This window comes from Paenibacillus sp. J31P190, from assembly GCF_059692075.1.
Genome location: NZ_JCAUAS010000022.1, coordinates 136,168 through 142,423, shown reverse-complemented (window position 1 = coordinate 142,423; position 6,256 = coordinate 136,168). Strand labels below are relative to the sequence as shown.

Annotated in this window: 5 protein-coding genes; 4 read left to right on the top strand and 1 reads right to left on the bottom strand. The window is 47.2% G+C overall.

Annotated features, from left to right (window positions below):
* The first annotated feature begins 141 nt into the window (after nucleotides 1–141).
* The 4 genes from AC58U0_RS29185 to AC58U0_RS29170 all read left to right on the top strand — a co-directional run bounded on the left by AC58U0_RS29185 (nucleotide 142) and on the right by AC58U0_RS29170 (nucleotide 4,163).
* Nucleotides 142–1,128, top strand: coding sequence for a Gfo/Idh/MocA family protein (locus tag AC58U0_RS29185; protein WP_497382345.1), 987 nt, complete (start codon nucleotides 142–144; stop codon nucleotides 1,126–1,128).
* A 200-nt stretch (nucleotides 1,129–1,328) separates the two neighbouring features.
* The gene (locus AC58U0_RS29180) at nucleotides 1,329–2,384 is read left to right on the top strand and encodes an ABC transporter substrate-binding protein (RefSeq protein WP_497382344.1); all 1,056 of its coding nucleotides are present in this window, start codon (nucleotides 1,329–1,331) and stop codon (nucleotides 2,382–2,384) included.
* 70 nt (nucleotides 2,385–2,454) lie between these two features.
* Entirely contained in the window at nucleotides 2,455–3,369 is a 915-nt protein-coding gene (locus tag AC58U0_RS29175; protein WP_497382343.1) for an ABC transporter permease, read from the top strand.
* Nucleotides 3,369–4,163: an ABC transporter ATP-binding protein gene (locus tag AC58U0_RS29170; RefSeq protein ID WP_057305248.1), complete on the top strand. Its 795-nt coding sequence runs from the start codon at nucleotides 3,369–3,371 to the stop codon at nucleotides 4,161–4,163. Before AC58U0_RS29175 ends, AC58U0_RS29170 begins: the two co-directional genes overlap by 1 nt.
* A 619-nt stretch (nucleotides 4,164–4,782) precedes the next feature.
* Here the strand turns inward: AC58U0_RS29170 and AC58U0_RS29165 are convergent.
* On the bottom strand, nucleotides 4,783–6,183 hold the full coding sequence (locus AC58U0_RS29165) for a DUF4832 domain-containing protein (protein WP_497382342.1): 1,401 nt from the start codon (nucleotides 6,181–6,183) through the stop codon (nucleotides 4,783–4,785).
* Between the last annotated feature and the right edge of the window lie 73 nt (nucleotides 6,184–6,256).

The window sequence follows — 6,256 nt, the reverse complement described above, 5'->3', positions numbered from 1 at the left end:
TCTGTTTATTTGGTGTGGTAACCTTAAACTTCGAGAATTTGGGGAGGTACTCCTTTTTTGCGTGCTTAAAACCCTTGCGGTAGCAAGGGTTCTAAATTATGAAATTGACTCTCACTGTGACCTGTTAGGAGGTTTGGATAAGTGGATAAGGTGCGATGGGGTATTATTGGTTGTGGGGATGTGACTGAGGTCAAGAGCGGGCCCGCCTTACAAAAGGCGGAGGGTTCTGAGCTTGTCGCTGTGATGCGAAGAAATGGAGCGCTAGCAGAAGATTATGCCAAAAGGCACGGAATAGCTGCATGGTACGATGATGCGGAAGCTTTGGTCAACGATCCGGATGTCAATGCGATCTATGTCGCGACACCTCCAGGTTTTCATCGGGAATATGCCCTGCTGGCAGCACGGGCGGGGAAGCCTGTCTATGTGGAAAAGCCGATGGCGAGGAATCATGCGGAATGTTTGGAAATGATAGCTGCTTGCGAAGAAGCAAAAGTACCTTTATTCGTGGCCTATTATCGCAGAGGCTTGCCGAAATTTGTTGAGATCAAGAGATTGCTTGACAGCGGTATCATTGGTGAAGTCCGATTTGTGCAGACCACTTTTCTCCAAACCTTGAGGGAAGATGATGGACAGGAGCAGCCGTGGCGCATACGGCCGGAGCTTTCCGGAGGCGGTTTGTTCGTTGATTTGGCGAGTCACACGCTGGATGTTCTTGATTATTTACTTGGACCAATCGGCGAAGTGAAAGGTTTTGCCAGAAATCAGTCGGGGCAGTATCAAGTCGAAGATATCGTGACAACAACCTATGCTTTTGAGTCTGGTATTATGGGCACTGGGATTTGGAGTTTCAACGCGTTCAAGCGCAGCGACGTAACTGAAATTACGGGGAGTCTTGGTAAAATTGCCTTTTCGACGTTTAGCGATGATATTCGCTTGGAGATGGTAGATGGTCAGATCGAGGAGTACGCCATTCCGTATCCGGCTCATGTACAACAGCCTCTTATTCAATCTGTGGTTGACGAGCTGCGGGGTATTGGTAAAAGCCCTAGTACCGGTCGGACTGCGGCGCGAACGAATCGGGTGATGGATGAATTGCTTCGTGACTTTTATGTTCAACAGCAGTTCTGAGCAATCTTCTCCAAATGTTTACAGAAAACATATAAAAGCGGATAAAACAATTGACGGAAACCCAGTAGCCCTTTAAACTATGGTTAATTAATATGGAGCCTTGGGTATTTCATATCCTCAAACTTTGTCCCGCAAAAGCGTTAAAGTGGTGAGTGAGCAATGAGTCCAAGCGATAAATGGGAACTTAGAGAGGGGTAATTATGTTGAAAAAGAAAGCACTCGTATCATTCGCATTAACAGCAGCTCTTATGGTCGTAGCAGGTTGTGGGCAGAAGGGAACTCCGGCTCCAGCAGCAAGCGCTGCGGCTTCAGCTACTCCGGCAGCAACAGCAGCCGCGCAAAAGTCTTATAAAGTCGCGATTTCACAAATTGTGGAACATCCGTCTCTGGATGCAACGCGTCAAGGTTTCCTTGCAGCTCTTAAAGATGGCGGTATCGTGGAAGGTACCAACTTGAAAGTCGATTTCAACAATGCGCAAGGCGATCAACCGAATAACTTATCCATTGCTCAAAAAATTGCTTCCGCCGACTACGATTTGGTACTTGGTATCGCAACACCATCCGCACAAGCTCTTGTACAGCAAGTGAAGAAGTCTCCAATTCTTTTCGCAGCTGTTACAGACCCGCTTGCAGCCAAAATCGTCAGCAATGTGGACAAGCCGGGCGGTAATGTTTCCGGAGCTTCAGACACGAACCCAATGGCTGTTGCGCAATTAATGGATTTCGTTGCTGCGAACATGCCTAAAGTGAAGACAGTTGGTCTTGTTATTAACGAAGGTGAGCCTAACGCTGTTATCATGGCCAAAAATGCAGAGCAATCCTTAACGAAACATGGTATTAAGCTCATTAAAGCGCCGGTTACTAATACGTCTGAGGTAAAACAAGCTGCACAATCCCTCGTTGGCCGCGCGGATGCTTTCTTGATTACTCTGGATAACACGGTCGTTAGCGGCGTGGATGGTATCATTCAAATCGCGAATGAAAAACACATTCCGTTCTTCTCCAGTGACCGCGATACGGTGGAAAAAGGTGCTTTTGCAACCGTTGGCTTCAAATACTATGATCATGGCTACCAAGTTGGTCAAATGGCTGTCGACATTCTCAAGAATGGTAAAAAGCCAGCAGACATGAAAGTAACAGTTCCTGAAAAAATGGATCTGATCTTAAACCTGAAGGCAGCAAAAGCCCAAGGAATTGATGTAACAGACGCTATGAAAAATGCAGTAAAAGATAAAGAGAAAAACATCATTCAGTAAGGATTAAGACACAAAAGGGGTGAACGTCGCTTTCGTTCACCCCTTTTTTTCAAAGTAGGAGGTTATTCACATGATGGATTCAATGACTGGTGCCGTCGAGCTGGGTCTTCTCTATGCGTTGATGGCGCTTGGTGTTTATATCACGTTTCGCATTCTCGATTTCCCTGATCTAACGGTGGACGGGAGTTTTACAACAGGCGGTGCTGTTGCAGCTATCATGATTGCTCATGGCTATTCGCCGCTGCTAGCTTGTTTAGCAGCTTTTGCAGCCGGGCTTGTGGCTGGAGCTTGTACAGGACTGCTCCATACGAAAGGTAAAATTAATGGACTTTTATCAGGGATTCTTATGATGATTGCCTTGTATTCCATTAATATGCGCATTATGGGCAAGCCTAACATTTCACTTCTCAATGTCGATACGATATTCACTTCGGTGTCGCCGATTACGGTTGTGCTTATTATTGTCATCGTGTTCAAATTGCTGCTGGATGCGTTCCTGCATACTGATTTGGGACTTGCTCTGCGAGCAACCGGTGACAATGCGAGAATGATTCGCAGCTTTGGCGCGAATACGGACAATACTACGATTCTAGGCGTCAGTATATCGAACGGATTAGTGGCATTATCTGGAGCTCTCATCGCACAGCAGTCGGGCTTTGCCGACATCTCGATGGGGATCGGGATGATCGTCATTGGACTGGCTTCCGTTATTATTGGGGAAGCGATTTTTGGCGCTCGGACGGTTTTTCAAGCGACACTGGCTGCTGTACTCGGTTCCATCGTGTACCGTATTGTTGTCGCATTGGCCCTGCGAGTCGAATGGCTAAAAGCATCTGACTTGAAGCTCATTACCGCGATTATTGTTATTATCGCGCTTGTTCTACCTTCCGTGCAGCGAGCGATTAAGCAAAAAGCAACAGCGAAAAGGCGATCGGCTGAGCTCATCGCCCTCGCTGTGAAAATGAACAAGGGAGGTGATCGTTAATGCTTCAGCTCTCGAATGTTTCTAAGCTATTTAACCCCGGTTCAGCGGATGAGAAAATCGCGCTAATCGGCATTAACTTGAACCTCAAACCCGGTGACTTCGTCACGGTCATTGGCAGTAACGGCGCCGGTAAATCGACGCTGATGAACATCATCTCCGGCGTCATGACGCCGGATGCCGGCGAGGTCGCTATTAGCGGCGAGGTGATCCACCACCTGCCGGAATACGAGCGCAGCCGTTGGGTCGGCCGCGTCTTTCAAGACCCCATGGCGGGGACCGCTCCTCGAATGACGATCGAGGAGAATCTCGCCATGGCGTATGCCCGCGGCAAGAAGCGCGGGCTGAGCTTCGGCGTCACCGCGCGCAAGCGCGCGCTGTTCCTGGAACAGCTGCAGCGCCTCGGCATCGGCCTGGAGGGCCGTCTGCGCGCGAAGGTGGGCCTGCTCTCCGGCGGAGAGCGTCAAGCCCTCAGCTTGCTGATGGCGACGTTCACCAAGCCGCAGATTCTGCTGCTTGATGAGCACACCGCCGCGCTGGACCCATCGCGCGCGGAGCTCATCACACGATTGACCGAGGACATCGTGCGCGAAATGAAGCTGACCACCTTGATGGTCACGCACAACATGGAGCAGGCGATACGTCTCGGCAACCGCCTGATCATGATGGATAAAGGCCGCATCATCCTTGATGTGAGCGAGGAACGGAAGAAGGACCTCACCGTGGAGCAGCTGCTCGGTGAGTTCGAGCACATCAGCGGCAACAAGCTGTCGGATGACCGCGTGGTGCTGGGTTAAAGTGAAAAGCCTTCGGCGAAAGGGATGGATTCCCTGGGCCGAAGGCTTTTTTGGTTTTTAAGAAATTGTATGTTTTGGGTCAGGTGTAGTCTGTGTTTTTCGTTTGTTGATTTATTCGTTTTTTAAGGTTTATATTGTTCATTTATTTTGTTTATTAATTGATTAATTTGTTTATTTATTTGTAAAGGAATTTGTGAACAAGGAAGGGAAGTTGTACATTGTACAACAATTCCCTTGAATTCGACTAGAAAAGCTGAGGATGTTGTATATTGTAGAATAATTCAGCCTTTTATTAAGATATAGAGCTACTTTTGGCTGAAACTGTTGTATTTTTTACAACACCTGAGTGGAAAACTGTGGATTAGCTCGCCAAATGTTGTACAAAGTACAACACGGCCTAAGCGACTGTTTAAACAAACGTCTTGGGTGGCGAATCTTGCTTTGCATCCAACACGCGCGAATCCTGGGTGCGCATTGTTGCGTCACATGGCGGCAGTCAAACCGCACATCAACCTTGCAACCATCTCGTTAAGGGCGGCGTAAGCGGTTTTTTTGCACATTATGAAATCTTTTGCATACAAGATCCCGTACAGCTTGCCGATTATTCTCTATGAATGCCCTAATCAAGTACCCTGACTGTTCCAAGCGAATAACGACCGTCACTTCTCCTGCCGTCGTTAGCGAAGTCCACTTCTGGTTTGCCAGTTTGCGGATTGAGTATCGCAGCGTTGACGTTATAGTTACCAGGCGCAAGTTTCTTTGGAATTGGCAATGTGCTCGATACATCCCTTTCTCCGGGAAGCCATTCGCGAATATCTATAGTTGACTGCATTTGGGAGACGATGGCTCCCTGTTCATCAGTAAGGGAAAGCTCCAAGGGCCAAGCAAAGTAAAAAGGTGCTACCCCCCTGTTGATCATGTTAAGTTTGACATGCAGCGAATTTCCCGCATGAATATCCTTTTCGTGAGACTCCTTTGCGATAACAAACCGATAACCAATGGTTTTCAGGAATCGGTCAATATTAGACTGAAGCCGACCGCCGAGAGGTTCATTAGAGGGAGCGCTAGGGCCTAGCCAACTTACATGTGTCAGCTTCGTCTGCAACAAGGTTTCCTCAATATGAGCATCATTCAAATAGTCTCCATTAGGTGTAAATTCACCGCCGCTAGGTGCTGATTTCCAGAAGTCCGGCATGGCAGGTTGATCATTTTGAGTAAGCCAGGATTTATAACCGTAGGTGTACCATTGCAGAAATCCGTCAATCGTTGACTTGCGTGAGCCGAAAGCGTCATTAAACAAACCAAGCCCATGGTTCAATGCGATTTCATGTGGTCTTCTCATCATTAGTCGTTTTTGGTCGAAATAATGCAAATAATGCTGGACATATTGATCGGTAACATCTTCTTTTGGAAACACGATTTGTGTGTCGCCTTCATTCTTGGTATGCCACTCGCCCCAGTGTCCTACGCTGCCTAGCTCGATAAAAGCAATTTGCGAATCGTTGTTATATCGGTTTCCTAATGCTTGGATCAAACGTTCGTGGTTCTCGATCAGAACAGGATTGTTATAATCTGGACTGAAGCCCTTCCCGAAGTCGACATCATACCAAACTCCCTTTTCGTCGATTTCTTTGTACAACCAGTCTGGAATATCGGCATGCTCGCTTTCTCGCGGGTAATCAAGAACGACTCTAACAATAAGGGATACTCCCTTTTGCTTCCATAAAGCAAACTGGAATTTTTTTTCAATCGCATCAAAAGCATACTTCCCTTTTTCCGGTTCCAGATCAGCCCATGTCAAATTTGCATAAGCAAGCCGGAAAGGCTGCTTGGCTTCATTATATTTTGCATCTATGACAAACCCCATAAAAGGGTTATTCAGAACTTGATTCGTTTCTGCGGGAAAGTAAGATACTCGGTTTATAACTTCAGTTGCCATAAGTTTCCGGTAGCCGAATACGCCCAATATCCCCAGAATAAGGCTTATAGCAATAAGCACACGATGAAGACGGAAATTCATGAGATATACCTCCTTCATGATCTATCTTTGAAATAGTATCAGACAGGGAATGACGTTACAATACAGATATTGG

Coding starts and splice junctions, on each gene's coding strand:
- AC58U0_RS29180 (WP_497382344.1), top strand. CDS start 1,329: ATGTTGAAAAAGAAAGCACTCGTATCATTCGCATTAACAGCAGCTCTT.
- AC58U0_RS29175 (WP_497382343.1), top strand. CDS start 2,455: ATGATGGATTCAATGACTGGTGCCGTCGAGCTGGGTCTTCTCTATGCG.
- AC58U0_RS29170 (WP_057305248.1), top strand. CDS start 3,369: ATGCTTCAGCTCTCGAATGTTTCTAAGCTATTTAACCCCGGTTCAGCG.
- AC58U0_RS29165 (WP_497382342.1), bottom strand. CDS start 6,183: ATGAATTTCCGTCTTCATCGTGTGCTTATTGCTATAAGCCTTATTCTG.